The organism is Sphingomonas sp. Leaf4, from assembly GCF_920939515.1.
Classification (GTDB): Bacteria; Pseudomonadota; Alphaproteobacteria; order Sphingomonadales; family Sphingomonadaceae; genus Sphingomonas.
In genome coordinates, this window is sequence record NZ_CAKLBB010000007.1 from 89,812 (window position 1) to 109,984 (window position 20,173).

Genomic DNA, 20,173 nt, shown 5'->3' on the forward strand with positions numbered 1-20,173 from the left:
CCGACCTTCGCTAGCCAGCAAGCTGGCAAGCTTCGGTAGCCCTCTCCCCTGAAGGGGAGAGGGACGGTGGATCAGTCCTTCAGTTTCTCCGGCACATGCCCGCCGGCCTTGCCGAGTTCGCGCAGGACCGCGGCGTGGAGCCAGATGTTCATTTCGGCGCTGCCGTCCTTGGCGCCGGTATATCCCAGCTCGGTCGCCAGTTCCTTGCGGTTGTCGAGGCTGGAGTCGAGGTCGAGCAGCTTCATCAGGTCGACGATCGACGTCTGCCAGTTGAGCGGCGGGTTGCCCTTCTGCTCGGCGATGCGGGCGATGGCGGCGCGGGCGTCGACCGGCTGGGCGGGGGCGGTCGCCGGGATGGCGGGCGCTGCCGGGGCGGCGGGTGCGGCGGGTGCCGCAGGGGCGTGCTGCTGGACCGGGGCGGGCGCAGGGGTCGGCACGGGTGCGGGTGCCGGTTTGGGCGCGTCCTTCTTCTGGCCGAAATAATTGTCGCCGAACGGGCCGCCGTCCTTGCCGAAGATCTGCGTCTTGATGCGCTCGAAGATGCCCATGACTGGCCTTTCTGGATGGTTGTCGCTTGGGCCACGTAACGGACGGGCGGGCGATCGGCTCCCTGTTGCTTGGGTTTGCGGCCAAGTCGCCCTATGTCGTGGCCGATGGTATTTTCTAAAACGCCGCAAGGGCTGCCCACGCGCGAGCAGGTGCTCGATTTCATCCAGTCGTCGGACACGCCCGCCGGCAAGCGCGAGATCGCCCGCGCGTTCGGCCTGTCGGCGCAGCAGAAGATTTCGCTGAAGGCGATGTTGAAGGACATGGCCGACGAAGGGCTGATCGACGGCGCGGGCGGGCGTGCGTTCCACAAGATGGGTGGGCTGCCCAAGGTGACGGTGCTGCGCGTCGCCGATGTCGACGACGGCGGCAACGTCTGGGCGGTGCCCGAACGCTGGGAGGCGGAGACGCCGCCGCCCAGGGTGCGCGTGCGCGAGCGCGGGCGGCGCAGCGCCCTTGGCATCGGCGACCGCATCCTTGCGCGGACCGAGGAGGCCGGCAACGGCTGGGCCGCCTATCCGATGAAGAAGCTCGACCGGGCGAGCGAGGCGGTGCTGGGCGTGCTGCGGCAGGACGGCGACCGGTTATGGTTGCAGGGCGTCGACAAGAAGGAGCGGCGCGAGCTGCCGGTGTCCGACGCGGGAGGGGCTGCGGCGGGTGATCTGGTGCTGGCGCAGATGGCGGGGCGGCCGCCGCGGATCACCGCGAAGGTGGTGGAGCGGCTGGGCGATCCGTTCGCGGCGCGCAGCTTCTCGCTGATCGCGATCCATAAGCATGGCATCCCGCATGTGTTCGCCGAGGAAGTGCTGGCCGAGGCGCGCGCCATGGCGGCCACGCCGCTGGGCGAGGGGCGCGAGGATCTGCGCCACCTGCCGATCGTGGCGATCGATCCGATCGATGCGCGCGACCATGACGATGCGGTGTGGGCCGCGCCCGATGAGGATGCGGGCAACGACGGCGGCTGGAAGGCGATCGTCGCGATCGCCGACGTGTCCTTCTATGTCCGGCCGGGGTCCGAACTCGACAAGTCGGCGCGCTCGCGCGGAAACAGCGTGTATTTTCCCGACCGGGTGGTGCCGATGCTGCCCGAAATCCTGTCAGCCGACGTCTGCTCGCTGAAAGCCGGGCAGGACCGCGCGGCGCTGGTATGCCACCTGACGATCGCGAAGGACGGCAAGCTCAAGGACTGGCGCTTCACCCGCGCGGTGATCCGGGTCGCGGCGAACATCGCGTACGAACATGCGCAGGCCGCGATCGACGGGGTGGCCGATGCGCCGGTGCCGGCCGAACTGGTTGCGGGCGCGCTCAAGCCGCTGTGGTCGTGCTGGGCGGCGCTGGCGAAGGCGCGCGCCGAGCGCGAGCCGCTCGACCTCGACCTGCCCGAGCGGCGGATCGTGCTCGACGAGAAGGGGCGCATCCTGTCGGTCGCCCCGCGCGAACGGCTCGATTCGATGCGGCTGATCGAGGATTACATGATCGCCGCCAACGTCGCCGCCGCCAAGGCGCTGGAGACGAAGAAGGCACCAGTGATGTACCGCGTCCACGAACCGCCGACGCGCGAGAAATTGGTGGCGCTCAAGGACTATCTCGACAGTTTCGACGTGCCGTTCGCGCTGGGGCAGGTGATCCGCCCGGCGACGTTCAACCATGTGCTGGCGCGGATCGGCGAGGCCGATTTTAAGCCACAGGTGATGGAACAGGTGCTGCGCACGCAGACGCAGGCGTTCTACGGCCCGCAGAACCATGGCCATTTCGGACTGAGCCTCGGCAGCTATGCCCATTTCACCTCGCCGATCCGGCGCTATGCCGATCTGATCGTGCACCGGTCGCTGGTGCGCGCCTATGGCCTTGGCGACGGGGCGCTGGCGGAGGCCGACGCCGCGAACATGGAGCGGGTGGGCGAGGCGATCAGCGGCCTCGAACGCCGGGCGATGGAGGCCGAGCGTGAAACCGTGGATCGTTACGTCGCCGCCTATCTGGCCGAGCATGTGGGCCAGGTGATGGAGGCGCGGATCACCGGCGTCGCGTCGTTCGGCTTCTTCGCGACGGTCGAGGGGGTCGGCGGCGACGGCCTGGTTCCCGCGCGCGATCTGGGACAGGAATATTTCCGCTTCGACGAGGCGACGCAGTCGCTGATCGGCGACCATAGCGGCGAGACGTTCGCGTCGGGGATGCGGTTGCAACTGCGGCTCGCCGAGGCGAACCCGGTGTCGGGCGCGCTGCGCTTCGAACTGCCCGACGGCAAGGGATCGGCGGGGAGCAGTGACACGCGAACGATCCGCCACAAGGGCGCGCCGCGCACGCTGAAACGCCGGGGCCGCCCCGCCAACATCCGGCATCAGGGGCGCAAGCGGTGATGCCGGCCGTGCTGGCACGGCGGGGCAGGTTCGGGCGGTGGTGGCGGATGAAGGTGATCGGCAGCGTCGATCACGATGCGGTGCTGCGCCAAGTGGCGGAGGAAGCCGGCTGGTCGTGGCGCTATGGCTTCATGATCGTCGTGTCGATGGCGCTGTCGCTGCTCGGGCTGTTGATGCCGTCGGTCGCGGTGCTGATCGGGGCGATGCTGGTGTCGCCGCTGATGATGCCGATCATTGGCCTCGGCTTCGGGATCGCGGTGCTCGACGTGCCCGACATCCGCAAGTCGTTGTTTGCGCTGGCGCTCGGCGCGGGGTTGGCGGTGGGGCTGTCGGCGCTGCTGGTGGCGCTCTCGCCGATCCAGACGATCACGTCGGAGATCGCGGGGCGGACGCGGCCGACGCTGTTCGACCTGCTCGTCGCGTTCTTTTCGGCGCTGGCCGGGGCCTATGCGCTGATCCGTGGGCGGGGGAATACGGTGGTCGGCGTCGCGATCGCGATCGCGCTGATGCCGCCGCTGTGCGTCGTCGGCTTCGGCATCGCCACCGCCAATGCGACGGTGGCGGGGGGCGCGCTGCTGCTGTTCCTCACCAACCTCGTCACCATTGCGCTCACCGCCGCGTTCATGGCGCGGCTGTACGGGTTCGGGCGGCATCTGACCCCGCGCAACACTACGTTTCAGGTGGTGCTGTTCGCAGGGGCGATGCTGGCGCTGTCGGTGCCGCTGGTCGCCGCGCTGCGCCAGATCTCGTTCGAGGCGGTGGCGCAGCGGCAGGTGCGCAGCGCGATCCTGGCGCGGTTCCCCGACGATGCGCGGATCAGCCAGTTGGAGATCGATTACCGGTCGTCGGGGGTGCGGGTGCGCGCGGTGGTGCTGACGCCGAAGTTCGACAGCGGCGCGGACCGTGCGCTGAACGGCGAGCTGGCGGCGCGGCTCGACCGGCGGGTCGACCTGCACGTCGACCAGATCCGCAGCTCGCTCGACCCGCAGGCGACCGAGGCGGCGCAGATCGCCAAGGCGGGATCGGGGATCGCTCCGGCGCGCGACCGGATCGTCGGACAGGTCGCGCTGGTGACGGGGGCAACGCCCGACTCCCTTGCGGTCGACGACGAGGCGCGGATCGTGCGCGCGACGGCGGCCGAACTGCCCGGGCTGCCGGCGGCGGGCTATCGCGCGGTCGAGGCGCGGGCGCGGGCGGCGGCACCGGGATGGCAGGTCGAGGTCGTGCCGCCGGCATCGGATGCGCCGCCACCGGTGATCGGCTTTACCGCCGGGATCGCCGACGTGCGCGCGATTGACGATGCGGCATGGCTGTCGGCGCGGCAGGGGCGGGTGCTGGCGGTGCTGGGCGGCGTCGCGGCGCAGCGCGAGGCGCTGGCCGGGGCGATCGTTGCGCGTGGCGGGCAGGCGCGGGTCGGCGATGCGGCGGGGGCGTTGCGGCTGGGGTGGGTATCGGACGGTCAGCGGTAAGGCCGCGCCGGTCCAGCGCAACACCATCGTCACCCCGGACTTGTTCCGGGGTCCACGGGTCCGCATGCGCAACGCCGGGCGTGTTCGTGGCGCGGTGGACCCCGGAACAAGCCCAGAGTGACGAAAACTACGCTGTTCTACGTTGGGGTCAGGCCGGTTCGTGGAACTGCAAATTCGCCAGCCGTGCGTACAGCCCGCCCTGTGCGATCAGCTCGGCGTGGCGGCCGGTTTCGACGATGCGGCCCTGTTCCATCACGATGATCCGCGAGGCGGCACGGACCGTCGCCAGTCGGTGGGCGATCACCAGCGTGGTCCGCTTCGCCATCAGCCGGTCGAGCGCGTCCTGCACCAGCCGTTCGCTCTCCGCGTCGAGCGCCGAGGTCGCCTCATCCAGCAGCAGGATCGGCGCGTCGCGCAGCAGCGCGCGGGCGATCGCCACCCGCTGGCGCTGGCCGCCCGACAGGCGCGCGCCGCTCTCCCCCAGATAGGTGTCGAGCCCCTGCGGCAGATCGCGCAGGAAGCTGGCGGCGTTGGCCGCTTCGGCCGCCGCCCACAGCGCGTCGTCCGACGCATCCCAGCGGCCATAGCGCAGATTGTCGCGCGCCGAGGCGGCGAAGATCACCGTTTCCTGCGGCACCATGGCGATGCGGCTGCGCACCGCCGCCGGATCGGCGTCGCGCACGTCGACCCCTTCGATCAGGATGCGGCCGTGTTCGGGATCGTAGAAGCGCTGGATGAGCTGGAACAGCGTCGACTTGCCGGCCCCCGACGGGCCGACGACCGCGACCGTCTCGCCGGGTTCGACGTGCAGCGTGAAGTCGGCGAGCGCCGCGACATCGGTGCGGGTGGGGTAGCGGAAGGTGACGTGATCGAAGCCCAGCGCCCCGCGCGCCGGTTCGGGCAGCGCCACCGGCTTGGCCGGCGCGGCGATGACCGGGCGTTCGGCGAGCAGGTCGGCAAGCCGTGCCGCCGCGCCCGAGGCACGCAGCAGGTCGCCATAGACTTCGGTCAGCGCGCCGAACGATCCGGTGACGAGCCCGGCGGTGATGACGAAGGCGGTGATCGACCCGCCCGTCGTCCGACCCGACGCCACGTCGCTGACCGCGTCCCACATGATGAGGGTGATCGCGGTGAACAACATGCCGATGACGAAGGCGGTCATCACCGCGCGGGTGGCGAAGCGCAGTTTCGCGGTCTGGAACCCGCGTTCGACCGCGCCCTCGAACCGGTCGCCCTCGCGCGGTTCCTGCCCGAACGCCTGGACGATCTTCATCGCGCCCAGCGTCTCCGACGCGATCGAACCGATGTCGGCGATCCGGTCCTGGCTGGAACGCGACAGGCGGCGCACGCGACCGCCCAGCCACATGATCGGCAACACGATCAGCGGAATGCCGACGATCAGATAGGCGGCGAGCTTGGGGGCAAGCGCGAAAAGATAGATCACCCCGCCCACGCCGACCAGCAGGTTGCGCAGCGCGACCGAGACGGTGGTGCTGACGATCCCCTCGACGATCGCGGTATCGGCGGTGAGGCGCGAGGCGATTTCGGACGGGCGGTTCTCCTCGAACCAGCCGGGCGACAGGGTGAGCAGGTTGCGATGGACCGCGATGCGCAGGTCGGCGACGGTGCGCTCGCCCAGCCACGACACGAAATAGAAGCGCCCGGCGGTGGCGAAGGCGAGGATCACGACGACGCCGAGCAGCCCTTCGAAATAGGGCGCGATCGCATCGGCCTGCGCGCCGCCCGAAAAGCCGTTGTCGACCACCTGCTTGAAGGTGCGCGGAATCCACAGCGTCGCGACCGCCGCCGTCACCAGCGATACCAGCGCGCCGACCAGTTGCAGCTTGTACGCAATGGTGAAGCGCCACACGAGGCCCAGCGCGGGCAGCATCTTCGAGCGATCGGGGGCGGGGACCGGGTCTGCCATGCGCGGTGCCTAGCGTGATTGCGGGGGAAGGGGAACCACCCGCCGGTTCGTTGCTTGGGTACAACGAATGTTCACCATTGCCGCGCTACCTTCGGATCGTTGCCCGATAGCGTGAATTATCCTAATTTTACGAGGAACGGGTATTTCCCGTGGCCTTCATCCGGGGAAGTCGATGCTCTACAATGCGTATGAATGGCAGCGCTCGATGCTGGCGGGGGCTAGCGCCATGGCCAATGTCGGTGCCGGCCTGCTCCAGAATCCGAGCAATCCGTTCGCCTATTTCGGGGGCGGTCCGGTGCTGGGATCGGCGCTGGCGGTGTTCGCCCATGCCTCCGCCCCGCGCGGCAAGCCGGCGTTCGGGCTCGACCATACCGAGATCGACGGCAAGCAGGTGGCGGTGCGCGAGGAGATCGTGCTGCGCCGCCCGTTCGGCCAGTTGAAGCGTTTCGTCCGCGAAGGGGTGGAGGGCAGCCCCAAGCTGCTGATCGTGGCGCCGATGAGTGGGCATTATGCCACGCTGCTGCGCGGCACCGTCGAGCGGATGCTGCCGTTCGCCGAGGTGTATATCACCGACTGGCGCGACGCGAAGCTGGTGCCGATCTCGGAGGGGCGCTTCGACCTCGACGATTATATCGATTACGTCGTCGCCTTCCTCGAACAGATCGGTGCCGAGGGCGACCGCCGAGCACATGTGCTGGCGGTGTGCCAGCCTTCGGTCCCGGTCTATGCCGCCACCGCGCTGATGGGTGCCGACAAGCACCCCAACCGGCCGCACACGCTGACGATGATGGGCGGGCCGATCGACACGCGCGAGGCGCCGACGGCGGTCAATACGCTGGCGACGCAGCGTCCGCATGCGTGGTTCGAGCAGAATGTGATCGCGACGGTGCCGGTGACCTATCCGGGCGCGGGCCGTCGGGTCTATCCGGGCTTCCTGCAACTCGCCGGGTTCATGAGCATGAATCTGGGCAGTCACATGATCTCGCACTACGAGATGTTCAAGCATCTGGTGCAGGGTGACGGCGAGGGCGCAGGGACGACGCAGCGTTTCTACGAGGAATATCGCGCGGTGTGCGACATGACCGCCGAATTCTATCTCCAGACGATCGACCTGGTGTTCCAGACGCACGCGCTGCCCAACGGCACGATGAAGCATCGCGGCCGCCCGGTCGAGCCGGCCGCGATCACCGACACCGCGGTCCTCGCGATCGAGGGCGAGCGCGACGATATTTCGGGACTGGGGCAGACCCGCGCCGCGCTGACGCTGGCGACCGCGCTGCCCGATGCGATGAAGCAATATCATATGGCGCCGGGCGTGGGTCATTACGGCATCTTCAACGGATCGAAGTGGCGGACGCTGATCGCGCCGGTGCTGGAGGAATGGATGACCCGGCACGGCGGGTAACAAAGATTCGTTCGGAAACGAGCGGGGGAGCGTTTCCCCCGCCCGTATTCGGGTCAGACGGCGACCTTGGCGTGGCTGCCGGCTTCGTCGCGGCCACGGATCGTCTGGCCAGTGAACATCTTGAGCTTGCCGAGCAGCGACTGGTCGGTTTCCCAGATTTCGGCGCTGTCGAGGTCAAAGCGCAGCATCAGCAGCGAGGGATCCTGCCGGCCCTGCTCGTACCATGCCTCGACATGGGTCGACCAGTATTTGTCGATGATCGCCGGGTCGGTTTCCTCGGTCAGCGTGCCGGCGATGCAGGCGAACAGGTCATGCCCCTTGGCGATGAACTGCACCATCGCCGCGCCGCCTTCGGCCGCGCGATTGTCGCGCTTGGTATAGAACCAGAATTCGCTGTCGGCATCCTCGTCGAGCACGGCGTACATCGGTTCGCTATGGGTGTGCTTGCCGGTAAGGCCGAGCATGACATAGGGGCTGGCGGCCATCGCCTTCCACATCGCTTCGCGGATTTCGGTCGGGCTCTTGTCGGACATGGTGCGTTCCTTGGCTGTGGTGGCAGCAGAACGGCCGAACCCCGCGAGGTTTCCGTATGCTTTGCCATTGCGCAGCGCCGCCGATCTTCGTAGGACGCGCGCCTGCCGCGAACCTTTCGCGGTCGCTGGGGCGTAGCCAAGTGGTAAGGCAGCGGCTTTTGATGCCGCGTACCGCAGGTTCGAATCCTGCCGCCCCAGCCAGTTTTGGCTCGGCCGAAACGATCCGGCCGGCTACTCCTCCGATCCCGCCGCGATAATCGCGTGCCGCGCCGCATCCGCACGGAGACGGCGGGAGGTTCATGCGTTCGGAACGTTGAGCTGCATGTTGGAAAGCCTCGTCGGTACGTGACTATGACCCCACCCGTCTGCGATTTCGGTGTCGGCCCGGCAGGGTGGAGCGAGACCGAGCGTGTCGCCGCGCTCGGGCGGTATGCGATCCTTGATACGCCGCGCGAACAAGTGTTCGACGACATCGTCCGCCTTGCGTCCGATATTTTCGATGCGCCGATGGCGGTCGTCAATCTGGTGGCGGGTGGGCGCCAGTGGTTCAAGGCGGAGGTCGGGATCGGCGCCGACGAGTTGCCGCTCGACGTGTCGATCTGCGTTCATGCCATCCGCCAGCACGGCATCTTCGTCGTACCCGACATGACGCTGGACACGCGCTTCGCGGCCAACCCGCTCGTCACCGGCGCGCCGGGGCTGCGCTTCTATGCCGGTGCGCCGATCGAAACGCCCGAGGGGCTGCCGATCGGCACCGTCTGCGTGCTCGACACCCGGCCGCGTCCCGACGGCATCACCGATCGCCAGCGCCTCACGCTCGAACTGTTGGCGCGGCAGGTGATGACCCAGTTGGAGCTGCGCCGCCAGCTTGCCGTACAGGACGAACGGGCGCGCGCGCTGGAGGCGGAGATCGCGGCGCGGCGGGATGCCGACGACGCGCTGCGGGCCAGCGACCGCAAGCTGAACGCCGTGCTCGACAATACGCGCATGGCGGTGTTCCTGATGAACGAGGAGCAGCACTGCGTCTATGCCAATGCCGCCGCCGAGGAACTGACCGGCTATTCGCTCGCCGAGATGCAGGGGCGGCCGCTGCACGACGTGGTCCACCACACCCGCCCCGACGGCTCCTTCTACCCGCTGGCCGACTGCCCGATCGATCGGGCGTTTCCCGAACGGGCGCAGATGGAGGGCGAGGAGTTGTTCGTCGCGCGCGACGGCAGCTTCTACCCGGTCGCCTTCACCGCCAGCCCGCTGCTCGACGACGCCGGCCGCCCCGTCGGCACCGTGATCGAGGCGCGCAACATTCAGCATCGCCGCGCGCGCGATGCCGCGCTGCGCGAATCCGAGGCGCGGTTCCGCAACATGGCGGACCATGCGCCGATGATGATGTGGGTCACGGACGTCGACGGGCGCTGCACCTATCTCAACCGCGCATGGTATGACTTCACCGGGCAAAACGAGCGCGAGACTGTCGCCGACGGCTTCGGCTGGCTCGACGCGGTCCATCCCGACGATCGCGGCTGGTCGGGCGAAACCTTCCTTGCGGCGAACGTGGAGCATACGCCGTTCCGGCTCGAATACCGGTTGCGCCGGCACGACGGGGCGTATCGCTGGGCAATCGATGCCGCCTCGCCACGGTTCGACGGCGAAGGGGCATTCCTCGGCTATGTCGGGTCGGTGATCGACATCGGCGAACGGCGCGAGATGGAGGACGCGCTACGCCGGAGCGAGGAACGCTATCGCACGCTGTTCGACACGATCGAGGTCGGCTTCTGTATCGTCGAGGTGATGTTCGACGGCGACCGGGCGGTCGATTACCGCTTCGTCGAGGCCAATCCGGCGCTGGAACGGCAGACCGGGCTGGTCGGCGTGGCCGGACGGACCGCGCGCGAGCTGGTGCCGGGGCTGGAGCAACGCTGGTTCGACCTGTACGGCGGCGTCGCGACGAGCGGCGACGCGATCCGGTTCGAGGACGGATCGGACGTGATGGGTCGCTGGTTCGACGTCCATGCCCTGCGCGTCGGCGACCCCGCCGACCGCCGTGTCGCGATCCTGTTCAACGACATCAGCGATCGCCGCCGGGTGCAGATCGAACTCGAACGGCTCAACCGGACGCTGGAGGAACGGATCGACACCGCGCTCGCCGAGCGCAAGCTGTGGGCCGATGTGGTCGAGAACAGCGATGCGCTGATCGGTATCCTGTCGCCCGACTATCGCTATCTCGCGCTCAACACCGCCTATGCCGACGACTTCGCGCGGGTCTACGGCGTCCGCCCGGTGGTCGGCGATACGCTGACCGGGCTGATGGAGCAGTCTTCGGGCGATCTGGACGGCGTGATGGCCATGTGGACCCGCGCGCTGTCGGGCGAGGAGTTCACGATCACCGAGGATTTCGGCGATCCCGATCTTGACCGGCCCTATTACGAACTGCGCTTCAACACGCTGCGCGACGAGCGCGGGCGGCGCATCGGTGCGTTCCAGTACGCGGTCGACGTGACCGAGCGCCTGCGCAACCAGGCGCGGCTGACCGAGGCTGAACAGCAGTTGCGGCAGGCGCAGAAGATGGAAGCGGTCGGCCAGTTGACCGGGGGTATCGCCCACGACTTCAACAATATGCTGGCGGTGACGATCGGATCGCTCGACCTGCTCGACCGGCGGATCGGGGCCGGCGACGCGCGGGCCAAACGCTATATCGCGGCGGCGACCGACGGTGCCCGCCGCGCGGCGAACCTGACGCAACGGCTGCTCGCCTTTTCGCGGCAACAGCCGCTGCGCCCCGAACCGGTCGATGCGAACAAGCTGACCGCCGGCATGTCCGACCTGTTGCGCCATTCGCTGGGCGGCGACGTGCGGCTGGAAACGGTGCTGGCCGGCGGGCTGTGGCGGACGTGCGTTGATGCCAACCAGTTGGAGAACGTGATCCTGAACCTCGCGATCAACGCGCGCGATGCGATGGCGGATGGCGGGCGGGTGACGATCGAGACGCAGAACGCGCATCTCGACGATCGCTATGCCGCCGCGCATCCCGGCGTCGCGGCGGGGCAATATGTGCTGATCGCCGTCACCGATAGCGGGACCGGCATGCCGCCGGCGGTGATCGCCAAGGCGTTCGATCCGTTCTTCACTACCAAGGAAGTCGGCAAGGGCACCGGGCTGGGGCTGAGCCAGACGTACGGCTTCGTCAAACAGTCGGGCGGGCACGTCAAAATCTATTCGGAGCCGGGCGAGGGGACGAGCGTCAAGGTCTATCTCCCACGGCTGCTGAACGACGTTGCCGAGGCTCCGGCATCGGAACAGACCGCTGATCTTCCGGTCGGGCACCAGCGCGAGGTGGTGCTGGTGGTCGAGGACGAGCCGTCGGTCCGCCAGTTCAGCGTCGAGGTGCTGTCCGAGCTGGGCTATCGCACACTGGAGGCGGATTCCGCCGCGATGGCGCTGCGGCTGCTCGACGCGCACCCTGAAATCGCGCTGCTGTTCACCGACGTGGTGATGCCGGAGATGAACGGTGCCCGGCTGGTGGATGAGGCGCGGCGGCGGCGCGGCGACCTGAAGGTGCTGTTCACCACTGGCTATACCCGCAACGCGATCGTCCACAACGGCGTGCTGGAACCGGGAGTCGACCTCATCTCCAAGCCGTTCACGATCGAGGAACTCGCCGCGCGAGTGCGCGCGGTGCTCGACAGGCCGCTGTAGCGGCGGCGGCTACCCCGCCGCGGCGGTGATGTCGCCCCAGCTTAAACCGAAGCGCGCCAGATATTTGCGCAGCCGGTCGGCGTCGTTGGTGCTGCTGCGCTGACGCAGCGACGCGGCGAACAGGGTGCGGCCGGCGTCGGACAGCGTGCGGCTGGCGCGGCAGACGGTGACGACATGGGCGAGCTGGACGCGGTCGAACGGGTCGAGCGCGTCCTGTTGATCGGGAGAGAGCAGGCCGGCCAGCGGATCGGCGGCGGGGGCCGCGCCGCCGGTCCACAGGCGTTGCAGCCGCGCGATCTCGGTGGTCACGCTGTCAAGGTTGATGCGCCCGGCGGGGCTGAAGGTCGCCATGCGGGTGACGCTGGCGGCCAAGTCCCGGAAATTGCCGGGCCATTTCGCCTGACCCCCGGTGGCAAAGGCGAGGTAGCGGTCGCGCGCTTCCTTGTTGAAGGTGATCCGCTCGCCTTCGCGCTCGGCATGGCGATCGAGCTCATAGTCGAGGTTGGGAGCGATGTCCTCGCGCCGTTCGGCCAGACCGGGGAGGGCGAAGGTCCACAGGTTGAGCCGGGCGTAGAGATCGTCGCGGAAGGTGCCGGCGGTGACGCAGGCGGCGAGGTCGCGGTTGGTGCCGGCTATCAACTGGAAATCGCTGGCACTTTCCTTGTCGGCGCCGACAGGGAGAAAGCGTTTGTCCTCGATCGCGCGCAGGATCATCGCCTGTTCGTCCAAGCCCAGTTCGCCGATCTCGTCGAGGAAGAGTACGCCGGTGTCGGCGGTGCGCAGCAGTCCGGCGCGGTCGGCGGCGGCGCCGGTGAAGGCACCTTTACGGTGGCCGAACAGCGCCGACATCGCGCCGTCGCCCTTCAGCGTCGCGCAATTCACCTCGACCAGCGGGCCTTTTACCTGTCGTTTCAGGCGTTTGAGTTCGTAGATGCGGCGGGCGAGCTGGCTCTTGCCCGCGCCGGTCGGCCCCATCAGCAACAGGGGCGCGCGGCTGCGGATCGCGACCTGTTCGATCTCGTCGATCATCGCGTTGAAGCCGGCGTTGCGGGTTTCTATCCCTGATTTCAGGAAGTTGGTGCTCTCCCTCGCGTCGGCGGCGAAGCGGGTGGCGATGCTGTCGTAGCGCGACAGGTCGAGGTCGATGATGTTCCAGCTTCCCGCCGCCTCGATCGTGCCGCGACGCGGCTGGGTCTGGAGCAGGCGGCCGGGGAGGAAATGTGCCTCGCTCAAGAGGAACAGGCAGATTTGCGCGACGTGGGTGCCGGTAGTGATGTGGATGAGATAGTCCTCGGCCTCCGGGTCGAAAGGATAGGCACGGGCGAAGTCGAGCAGTTTGCCGTACATCTCTTCGAAATCCCATGGATCGTCGAAGTCGAGGATGTGCGGTTCGACTTTAGTTTCGGGCGAAACATCGGCGATGTCTCCCGTGACATAATCGGCAAGGCGCTGATGTTGCGAGCCGTGGAGCAGGATCAGCCGGTCTACTCTCAGATCGTCGTGCATCGTCAGGCCGACTGTCGGCCGCCATTTGGCCCAGCGCGAGGGGCCGAATTTGCTCGCATCGAGCGTGGAGCCGAGAAAGCCGAGGACGACGGTAGAACGCATAACGATACGCTAGGATAAATGTCTATCCGTGTCGATCGGGCAGTTTCCAAGTTGAATACTCGCATCCCGTAATTTTCGGGATAAAATCATTACAAGACAATGGTTTAAGATTTTCCGAGGCGCGTTTTTCGCGTTTGGCACGGCTTTCGCAACGCTATTTGCGTCGGTCCGCAAGGGAATTTGGTCCGGCAGATGGCTGGGGCGACCGGAATAGGCCGGTCGCCCCCGGAATGTGGAGTTGGACGATGGCCAACAAGGGATTGTTCGCAAGTGCTGTGGCGCGGTTGCTGCCGCGTGCCGATGTGCCGAACCGCGAGGCCGCGCCGGCCTATGCGTACGGCCCGCAGGCGAAGCTGGCGCAGTTGGCCGCCACCGGCACGCTGGCCGATGGCTTCTATGCGAGCGCCGGGACGCAACTGGCCGAGGTGCTGGCGGCGGCGCGCGATTGCGATCCGGCGTTCGTTGCCAAGGCGGCGGTCTATGCCCGGCGATCGGGGGCGATGAAGGACATGCCGGCGTTGCTCGCCGCCTATCTGACCATCGCCGACCCCGACCTTGCGGTGCGGGTGTTTGCCCAAGTGATCGACAACGGGCGGATGCTGCGCAACTTCGTCCAGATCCTGCGGTCGGGACAGGTGGGGCGGACGTCGCTCGGTTCGCGGCCCAAGCGGCTGGTCGTGCAGTGGCTGGAGCGGGCATCGATGCGCGACCTGATGGCGGCGGCGACGGGGACGGCCCCGAGCCTCGCCGACATCGTGCGGATGGTGCACCCGAAGCCGGCGGATGCGGCGCGGCGGGCGTTCTATGGCTGGCTGATCGGCAAGCCGTATGACGTGGTCGCGCTGCCCGCCGAGATCGCGGCGTTCGAGGCGTGGAAGCGTGAACCCACGCTGCCATTGCCGCCGGTGCCGTTCGAGTGGCTGACCGCCTTTCCGCTCAGCGCGGAGCAATGGGGCGAGCTGGCGACGCGGATGGGGTGGCAGGCGTTGCGCATCAACCTGAACACGCTGGCGAGGAGCGGCGCGTTCGCGGTGCCCGGCGTGGCGAAGGCGGTCGCGGCGCGGCTGGCGACGCCGGCGCCGGGGGTGCTGCCCTACCAGTTGCTGGTCGCGTTGCGATCGGTGGGGGAGGGCGTGCCGCTGACGGTGCAGGCCGCGCTGGAAACCGCGCTGGAGGCGTCGCTGGCCAAGGTGCCGGCGGTCGCGGGGCGGGTGGTGGTGTGTCCCGACGTGTCGGGATCGATGACCTCGCCCGTCACCGGCTATCGCAAAGGGGCGACGAGCGCGGTGCGCTGTATCGATGTCGCGGCGCTGGTCACGGCGGCGATGCTGCGGAGCAACCGGGATGCGCGGGTGCTGCCGTTCGAGTGGGACGTGGTCGATGTGACGATCGATCCGTACGCCCGGCTGGCGGTGAATGCCCAGAAGCTGGCGGCGATCGGCGGGGGCGGGACGTCCGTTTCCGCGCCGCTCGCCCGGTTGAACCGGGAGAAGGCGGCGGTCGATCTGGTCGTGATCGTGTCCGACAACCAGTCGTGGGTCGACGCCACCGGAAGCGGGGCGACGGCGACGATGCGCGAGTGGGACCGGTTGCAGCGGCGCAATCCGGGGGCGCGGCTGGTCTGCGTCGACATCCAGCCGCACGGGACCACCCAGGCGGCGGGGCGGCCCGAGATATTGAACGTCGGGGGCTTCTCCGACGCGGTGTTCGATGGAATCGCGCGCTTCGCCGAAGGGCGGACGCGGGACTGGGTCGAACTGGTCAGCGAAACGGAGGTGTGAGGAACAGGGTCGTGGCGAATGCCGGTGGGACTACATTGCCGCCCGAGACGTCGGTTCGAATCCGACCGGGTCAGCACGGCTTCAGGCCGACTGATCCGTCGTCCAGCGGTAGGACACGGGCAATGTCTCGCCAATTTTCGTCGCCGCGACCCGGTGGCGGGTGTGCCATGCAGGTGTCGCACGTTTTCGTCATTCCCGCGCAGGCGGGAATCCATATCCGCCAACGTTTGGACAGGAGCCGCGACGACTGCGTGTATGGATCCCCGCCTTCGCGGGGATGACGAAGGGGGCGGGCGCTGGCGTGTCCCAACGGGCCGACCCACCCCCAGCCCCTCCCTGTCAGGGAGGGGAGCAGGCGCGCGCCGATTTCGAGGCTTGCCCACGGCGAATGCCGGCCGGACTACATGGATTGTGATTCCCCAGGATGCGGGTTCGAGTCCCGCCCCGGCTTTCAGCCGGGTAGCTCAATCGGTTGGAGCAGGAGAGGTCCGGTCAAACCCTTGTCGCCGTGGGTCAAGCACAGGCTGGCGAATGCCGGCGGGACTACAATGTCGGGGGTTCGAGTCCCCTCCCGTCGCACATGCGCCGGGTAGCTCAGTGGTAGAGCATGTCCCGTCGCCCCCTCGTCGCCACGCCTTGTTTTCCGAAGGTCGGCGTTTTGGAGCGTCGGCCGTCTCTCCTCGCTGACAAGGGAGGGGGCGAGCGTTTCCGTGCCCTCGCGGGCCGACCCACCCCCGACCCCTCCCTTCCAGGGAGGGGAGCAATAACGCTGGCGAATGCCGGCGGGACTACATTGGTCAAGGCCCCAAAAGGGCTGTGCGGTTCAAATCCGCCCCGGGGCAACCCGGGAATGTCCCGCCAATCCTCGTCGCCGGCACCGGAATTTGATGAAGGAGGTCGTGATGACCCAGACGAACTATGACTATACCGAAGTTCCCGGCGGCGTGCCGATCAAGGCGTGGACGCGCGGCGTGCCCGTCGACGACAAGGCGCGCGACCAACTGGCGCGGGCGGCGCGGATGCCGTTCATCTTCAAGCATGTCGCGGTAATGCCCGACGTGCATGTCGGCATCGGCGCGACGGTGGGTTCGGTGATCCCGACCAAGGGCGCGGTGATCCCGGCGGCGGTCGGCGTCGACATCGGGTGCGGCATGATGGCGGCGCGGACCTCGCTGATGGCGAGCGACCTGCCCGACAGCCTCGAGGGCGTGCGATCGGCGATCGAGCAGGCGGTGCCGCACGGGCGCAGCGTCGGCCGGGGCAAGCGCGACAACGGAAGCTGGGGTAGCCCGCCGCCGGCGATCGTCGCGGCGTGGACGACGCTGGTGGAGCGGTTCGACCGTATCTGCGAGAAGCATCCGCGGTTGAAGAACACCAACAACCTCGTCCATCTCGGCACGCTGGGCACCGGCAACCACTTCATCGAGCTGTGTCTGGACGAGGCGGGGGCGGTGTGGGTGATGCTGCATTCGGGGTCGCGCGGCGTGGGCAATGCGATCGGCAGCTTCTTCATCGAACTGGCCAAGCAGGACATGCGCAAATGGCACCTGAACCTGCCCGACGAGGATCTGGCGTATTTTCCGGAAGGGACCGATCATTTCGACGATTATGTCGAGGCGGTGGGGTGGGCGCAGGATTATGCCGCGCTCAACCGGCGGATGATGATGACCAACGTCATCGCCGCGCTGCGCGGGGCGATCGCGAAACCGTTCGAGGCGGCGCTGGAGGCGGTGAACTGTCACCACAATTACGTCACGCGCGAAAACCATTTCGGCGAGAATGTGCTGGTGACGCGCAAGGGCGCGGTGCGCGCGGCGAAGGGCGTGATGGGGATCATCCCCGGATCGATGGGCGCCAAGTCGTTCATCGTCCGGGGGCTGGGCAACCCGGAGTCGTTCGATAGCTGTTCGCATGGTGCCGGCCGGGTGATGAGCCGGACGCAGGCCAAGAAGCTGGTGACGCTGGACGAGCATATTGCCGACACGGCGGGCGTCGAATGCCGCAAGGACGAAGGCGTGATCGACGAGACGCCGCGGGCGTACAAGCCGATCGAGGCGGTGATGGCGGCGCAAGCCGACCTGGTCGAGATCGTCCATACGCTGAAACAGGTGGTGTGCGTGAAGGGGTGAAGCGGCGGCGACAGGCCGGGGGCCTGTCGCCGCCGCTTCACCGGGCGCGCGGGTGAGCGGAAGGGGAGCCGTGCCGTTGGCTGGGCCGGAATGGTTGGAGGATGCGATGCAACAGCGATTGATATGCCGTGGCTGTAGCGCGGAATTGAGCGGGATGCTGACGATCCTGTCGACCAAGGACCCGGCGGTGACGGTGCCCGACCATCGCGACGGCGAGCCGTTCGGTCCGCCGGGCGTGGCGTACAAGTCGTGGGAGCCGCTCGCCAAGGCGTTCGAGGGGCCGCCGGTGCCGTTGCAGTTCGTGCCGCAGTTCTGGCTCAACCCGGCGGATGTTGCCGGGCGGGTGCGGGATACGACGAACCGCTGTCGATTGAACGGCTGTTGCGGCCTTGATGGAATGAATGGACCCAACCAGCAATGCGCTTGTGGAGCCGAGGTCGGCACACTGCAAAGCGATTGCTGGACCGCCCACATCTTCGTGCCCGAACCGGATGCGACCGAGTGGCGCGATGGATGAGGGCCGCTCGGTGGCCCGGGCCGTACCCCCGCGCAGGCGGGGGGCCAGAGCCAAACGCGATGGCCGGTATGCGTGGCTCTGGATCCCCGCCTGCGCGGGGATACGGCCAAGACGGGGATTTCAAGTTTCGCAGCGGAGTCCTGCGGAAAGGATCGAACGATGACGACGATCGACACTGCCATTCCCGCCGAGGTGCGGGCCGAGATCGCCGCGCGCCTCGCCGCGGTCGAGGCGGCCGAAGGCGTGCGGCTGTTGTTCGCGGTCGAATCGGGGTCGCGGGCGTGGGGGTTTCCCTCGCCCGACAGCGATTATGACGTGCGCTTCGTCTATGTCCGGCCGCGCGACTGGTATCTGTCGTTGAAGGGCGGGCGCGACGTGATCGAGGCGCCGATCGTCGATGACATCGACCTGAACGGGTGGGATGTGCGCAAGGCGCTGGGGCTGTTGCTCAAGTCGAATGCGATTCTGGGCGAGTGGATCGGGAGTCCGATCCGCTACCGCGCCGACGATCCAATAGTGGCCGATCTCGCCGCGCTGGCGGAGGCGGTGTGCGATCCCCATGCCGTGGCGTGCCATTATGCGAAGCTGGGGCGGACGGCTGCAGGGACGTGGCTGGCGGGCGACGGGGAGGTGGCGGTGAAGCGCTATTTCTACGCGCTGCGGCCGGCGCTGGCGATCCGGTGGATGCGGGCGCATGCCGGTGCGCGGCCGCCGATGGACCTGCCGTCGCTGCTGGCGGGCGTGCGGCTTGACGATGCGCTGGTCGAGGCGATCGGGCGGCTGGTCGAGGCGAAGGCGGCGACCGCCGAGCAGGGCGCGGTGGCGCGGCATGCCGCGCTCGATGCGATGATCCGCGACGAATTGTCGCGGGCGGATGATATTCCCGCGCGGGTCGTGGACGGTCTGGCGCAGGCGGATGCGCTGTTTCTGGAACTGGTGAACCGATGATCGAGATCGATGGCAGCGAGGGCGAAGGCGGGGGGCAGGTGGTGCGCAATGCGTGCGCGCTGTCGCTCGTCACCGGCGAGGCGGTGCGGATTTTCAACGTGCGCGGGGGGCGGAGCAAGCCGGGGCTGATGCGCCAGCATGTCACCGCGATCGAGGCGGCGTGTACCATCGGCGGCGGGGTGTGCGACGGGCTGCACGTCGGATCGTCCGAGGTGAAATTCTGGCCGGGCAGGGTGACGCCGGGCGAGTATCGCTTCGCGGTGGGGACGGCGGGGTCGACCGGGCTGGTGTTGCAGACGGTGTTGCTGCCGCTGTTGCTGGCCGATGCGCCGTCGACGCTGGTGCTGGAGGGGGGCACGCACAACATGCTGGCGCCGCCGTTCGAGTTCATTGAGCGGTGCTTCTTGCCGGTGGTGCGGGCGATGGGCGGGCATGTCGCGGTGCGGCTGGTGCGGCACGGCTTCTATCCGCGCGGCGGGGGGCGGATCGAGGTGATCGTCGCGCCGTCGCGGCTGACCCCGATCGAGCGGGTGGCGCGCGGGGAACTGACCGGCGTGTCGGCGTGCGCGCTGTTCGCCGGGCTGCCGTTCGACATCGCCGGGAGCGAGATCGCCGTGGTGCGCGACAGTCTGGGCTGGTCGGAGCGCGAGTGTTTCGTGCGCGAGCTACCGGTGGATCAGGGGCCGGGCAATATCCTGCTGCTCGAAGCGAATTTCGAGCATGGCACCGAGATCGTCAGCGGCTTCGCGCAACTGGGGGTGCGCGCGGAAAGGGTTGCCAAGACGGCGGTGGGGCGGATGCGCGGCTATCTGGCGAGCGATGCGTTCGCCGGGCCGTATCTGGCCGACCAGTTGCTGTTGCCGATGGCGCTGGCGGGCGGGGGCGTGTTCACCACCGTCCGGCCGAGCGAGCATGCGCGCACGGCGGCGGCGGTGATCGAGCGGTTCACCGGGCGGCGCACCCGGTTCGATCCGGTGGAAAAAGGCGTCCACCACGTAAGCGTTGGTTGATTGCGCGGGCGGCGACACCATGCTAAGTCGCCGCCCGTGCCCGGTCCGCATGACGCGGGCGAATCGGAGACATGCCTTGTTCGACCTTGCCGCCCTGCGCGGTGCCCGGGTCGGCGGTCTCCGGCCTTTCGCATAGCGCGTCGACTGGCGCTGCGACGGGCCGGCATCCGCCACCGTCGCACCTGAACCCCTATCGTCAGGAATGCCGTCGACGTGCGCCCTTCGTGCGTGCGTCCGACGCGATGCGACA

The 20,173-nt window shown here is 68.1% G+C and carries 13 protein-coding genes and 1 tRNA gene; 10 read left to right on the forward strand and 4 right to left on the reverse strand.

What is annotated here, in order from left to right:
• Window positions 1-71: 71 nt before the first annotated feature.
• Entirely contained in the window at window positions 72-548 is a 477-nt protein-coding gene (locus LRA89_RS11940; protein ID WP_230770328.1) for a DUF3597 domain-containing protein, read from the reverse strand.
• A gap of 105 nt (window positions 549-653) precedes the next feature.
• Here LRA89_RS11940 and LRA89_RS11945 point away from each other — a divergent pair, with 105 nt between their 5' ends.
• Together LRA89_RS11945 and LRA89_RS11950 are read left to right on the forward strand one after the other, a co-directional pair.
• Entirely contained in the window at window positions 654-2,903 is a 2,250-nt protein-coding gene (locus tag LRA89_RS11945) for a ribonuclease R family protein (RefSeq protein ID WP_230770329.1), read from the forward strand.
• The gene (locus LRA89_RS11950) at window positions 2,903-4,372 is read left to right on the forward strand and encodes a DUF389 domain-containing protein (RefSeq protein ID WP_230770835.1); all 1,470 of its coding nucleotides are present in this window, start codon (window positions 2,903-2,905) and stop codon (window positions 4,370-4,372) included. Before LRA89_RS11945 ends, LRA89_RS11950 begins: the two co-directional genes overlap by 1 nt.
• 148 nt (window positions 4,373-4,520) lie before the next feature.
• Here the strand turns inward: LRA89_RS11950 and LRA89_RS11955 are convergent, their stop codons facing one another.
• Complete coding sequence (locus LRA89_RS11955; RefSeq protein WP_230770330.1) at window positions 4,521-6,299, reverse strand: ABC transporter transmembrane domain-containing protein; 1,779 nt, start codon at window positions 6,297-6,299, stop codon at window positions 4,521-4,523.
• A gap of 172 nt (window positions 6,300-6,471) precedes the next feature.
• On the opposite strand from LRA89_RS11955, the gene LRA89_RS11960 reads away from it, so the two are divergent.
• The gene (locus LRA89_RS11960; protein ID WP_230770331.1) at window positions 6,472-7,704 is read left to right on the forward strand and encodes a polyhydroxyalkanoate depolymerase; all 1,233 of its coding nucleotides are present in this window, start codon (window positions 6,472-6,474) and stop codon (window positions 7,702-7,704) included.
• Window positions 7,705-7,757: 53 nt separating this feature from the next.
• Here LRA89_RS11960 and LRA89_RS11965 read toward each other — a convergent pair whose 3' ends face one another.
• Complete coding sequence (locus LRA89_RS11965) at window positions 7,758-8,237, reverse strand: pyridoxamine 5'-phosphate oxidase family protein (protein WP_055755324.1); 480 nt, start codon at window positions 8,235-8,237, stop codon at window positions 7,758-7,760.
• 126 nt (window positions 8,238-8,363) lie between these two features.
• On the opposite strand from LRA89_RS11965, the gene LRA89_RS11970 reads away from it, so the two are divergent.
• Both LRA89_RS11970 and LRA89_RS11975 read left to right on the forward strand, forming a co-directional pair.
• Window positions 8,364-8,438, forward strand: a tRNA-Gln gene (locus LRA89_RS11970).
• 150 nt (window positions 8,439-8,588) lie between these two features.
• The gene (locus LRA89_RS11975) at window positions 8,589-11,930 is read left to right on the forward strand and encodes a PAS domain S-box protein (protein WP_230770332.1); all 3,342 of its coding nucleotides are present in this window, start codon (window positions 8,589-8,591) and stop codon (window positions 11,928-11,930) included.
• 9 nt (window positions 11,931-11,939) lie between these two features.
• On the opposite strand, the gene rtcR is transcribed toward LRA89_RS11975, so the two are convergent.
• On the reverse strand, window positions 11,940-13,538 hold the full coding sequence (rtcR, locus tag LRA89_RS11980; protein ID WP_230770333.1) for an RNA repair transcriptional activator RtcR: 1,599 nt from the start codon (window positions 13,536-13,538) through the stop codon (window positions 11,940-11,942).
• A 245-nt stretch (window positions 13,539-13,783) separates the two neighbouring features.
• Between rtcR and LRA89_RS11985 the strand changes: the two genes are divergently transcribed.
• From LRA89_RS11985 to rtcA, 5 genes are all read left to right on the forward strand, one after another.
• On the forward strand, window positions 13,784-15,319 hold the full coding sequence (locus LRA89_RS11985; RefSeq protein WP_230770334.1) for a vWA domain-containing protein: 1,536 nt from the start codon (window positions 13,784-13,786) through the stop codon (window positions 15,317-15,319).
• Between the two features lie 902 nt (window positions 15,320-16,221).
• On the forward strand, window positions 16,222-17,448 hold the full coding sequence (locus LRA89_RS11990; RefSeq protein ID WP_056493404.1) for an RtcB family protein: 1,227 nt from the start codon (window positions 16,222-16,224) through the stop codon (window positions 17,446-17,448).
• Window positions 17,449-17,593: 145 nt separating this feature from the next.
• On the forward strand, window positions 17,594-17,965 hold the full coding sequence (locus tag LRA89_RS11995; protein WP_230770335.1) for a hypothetical protein: 372 nt from the start codon (window positions 17,594-17,596) through the stop codon (window positions 17,963-17,965).
• Window positions 17,966-18,124: 159 nt separating this feature from the next.
• Complete coding sequence (locus LRA89_RS12000; protein ID WP_230770336.1) at window positions 18,125-18,913, forward strand: nucleotidyltransferase domain-containing protein; 789 nt, start codon at window positions 18,125-18,127, stop codon at window positions 18,911-18,913.
• The gene (rtcA, locus tag LRA89_RS12005) at window positions 18,910-19,923 is read left to right on the forward strand and encodes an RNA 3'-terminal phosphate cyclase (protein WP_230770337.1); all 1,014 of its coding nucleotides are present in this window, start codon (window positions 18,910-18,912) and stop codon (window positions 19,921-19,923) included. Before LRA89_RS12000 ends, rtcA begins: the two co-directional genes overlap by 4 nt.
• The last annotated feature ends 250 nt before the right edge of the window (window positions 19,924-20,173 follow it).